This window comes from Xenorhabdus sp. NBAII XenSa04, from assembly GCF_963866145.1.
Taxonomy (GTDB): Bacteria; Pseudomonadota; Gammaproteobacteria; order Enterobacterales; family Enterobacteriaceae; genus Xenorhabdus; species Xenorhabdus indica.
In genome coordinates, this window is record NZ_CAWMEB010000348.1 from 1 (window position 1) to 1,904 (window position 1,904).

3 protein-coding genes are annotated in these 1,904 nt (G+C 37.7%); 2 read left to right on the forward strand and 1 reads right to left on the reverse strand.

Annotated features, from left to right (window positions below; all coding sequences use genetic code 11):
* Both AAC147_RS12180 and AAC147_RS12185 read left to right on the forward strand, forming a co-directional pair.
* Nucleotides 1-327: GIY-YIG nuclease family protein (locus AAC147_RS12180; RefSeq protein ID WP_047686728.1), on the forward strand; the 327-nt coding region annotated here is incomplete at its 5' end.
* Nucleotides 324-1,178, forward strand: a complete 855-nt coding sequence (locus AAC147_RS12185; RefSeq protein ID WP_047686731.1) for a leucine-rich repeat domain-containing protein — start codon at nucleotides 324-326, stop codon at nucleotides 1,176-1,178. The genes AAC147_RS12180 and AAC147_RS12185, both read left to right, overlap by 4 nt.
* Here the strand turns inward: AAC147_RS12185 and AAC147_RS12190 are convergent.
* On the reverse strand, nucleotides 1,142-1,669 hold the full coding sequence (locus AAC147_RS12190; RefSeq protein WP_156115474.1) for a hypothetical protein: 528 nt from the start codon (nucleotides 1,667-1,669) through the stop codon (nucleotides 1,142-1,144). The two genes, AAC147_RS12185 and AAC147_RS12190, sit on opposite strands and share 37 nt — an antisense overlap.
* Nucleotides 1,670-1,904 lie beyond the last annotated feature (235 nt).

A 1,904-nucleotide genomic window follows, 5' to 3' on the forward strand; every position in this document is an offset into this window, starting at 1 on the left:
GGAAAAGCGCTTGGAAAAGGCGGGAAGGCGATAGTAAGCTCACCAATCGTTGAACGTGGAACGCAGGGTATCTACGAGTTTATTGGTAAATCTGGTAAAACATATGTCGGCCAGTCATCCAATATTCCAAAACGCCTTGAACAGCATTTACGTTCCGGTAAGCTACCGGCTGGCACCCCAGTTACAACAACGCCTGTTTCAGGAGGAAAACTGCAAAGGGAGATTGCAGAACAGTCAAGAATAAAGGAGCTTGGTGGTATTAAGAGTGGAAATCTTGAGAATAAGGTCAATCCAATTGGTCCAAAGAGGGAGCATCTTCTTCCATGATAAAATCTGATGTTAAATATGAAGACGGTAACTATGGCACTTTAGCCGTAGTTCGCTCAGAATGGAATAAAACAATAGAAGAGGACATATTAAGAAAAGGCTGCACCGAGATTGAGTTTAATTCTGCAAAAGGATGGCAGGGGAGTGAACTCCCCCCGCTGGATGCATTTCCTGATCTGCTTGGAATAGATATCCTAGGATTTAATATCAAATCGATTGATTCAATCCATGTTTTGAAACGATTAAGGTCTCTAGGTATCGACACCTATTGTAATACACCGATACGGTTTGAAAATTTTCCTGATCTTGAAAGATGTGGCCTTGAATGGCGAAAAAAATCAGACTCCCTGTTTGAATGCCGAAAATTAAAAGATCTTTTTATTAATAAATACCCTTATGATAATTTCAAACCGCTACAATTATTAACCAATCTTAAAACATTGAGGATTTATAACTCCAAGCTTAAATCACTGAATGGAATAGATCACCTTAAAAACATGACATACCTAAGTCTAGCAAACTTAAGGGGGTTGACTTCTCTTGATGGTATAGAACATTTATCAAATTTGGAAAATCTAGATATCAATACGTGCAGAAAGATTACCCATATCAATCAACTGGAAACGCTTGAAAACCTGAAAGAGGTTTTTATCAATAACTGCAATGAGATTGAATCCCTCAAGCCTTTAAGAAACCTAAAAAAGCTTGAAAAGGTTCTCTTTTATGAATCCACCAATATTGTTGACGGTGACTTATCACCATTGCTGGATCGTAATCCCCCTTTGACTGCGGTCGCATTTATGAAACGCAAGCATTATTCCCATAGTTGGGATGATTTTAAATGTAACTGATTGGGTTCGATTTGGGTAATCTTTCTACATGTGTTTATATCCAACTGTTCCAGTTTTGATAGGTGCTCTATACCATCCAATGACGTTAAACCCCTTAAATTGGCAATGCGTAATCTCCTGATGTTTTTTAGATATTCCATTCCTTCAAAAGATTTCAGCCTTGAGTTCAGCAAACCCAGTATTTCAAGTTTGGTTAATAATTGCAGTGGCTTTAAATCATCATAGGGGTATTTATTAATAAAAAGATCTTTTAATTTTCGGCATTCAAACAGGCTGTCAGATTTTTTTCGCCATTCAATACTGCATTTTTCAAGATCTGGAAAATTTTCAAACCGTATTGGAGTGTTACAGTATGTAAAAATCTTTAAATAACGTAATTTTTTTAATGAATGGATTGAATCAACAGATTCAATATTCAATTCTGTAACAGATACTCCGAGAAGGTCAGGAAATGCCTCAAGTGAGGGGAGTTCATCCCCCCCCGTTTCCAACCTTTTGCGTGATTAAACTCAATCTCGGTACAACCTTTTCTTAAGATATCCTCTTCTACTTTTTTATTCCATTCCGAGCGTATAATGGCCAAAATACCATATTGCCCTTTTTCATAGGTGATGTCAGATTTAATCATTCATTAGATGCCTTCTGTTTGGACCAATTGGGTTAACCTTATTTCCCAGATGATTAACATCCTTTGTTCCAGTGGAGCCAGTCTGCAAAAAGCGCCCC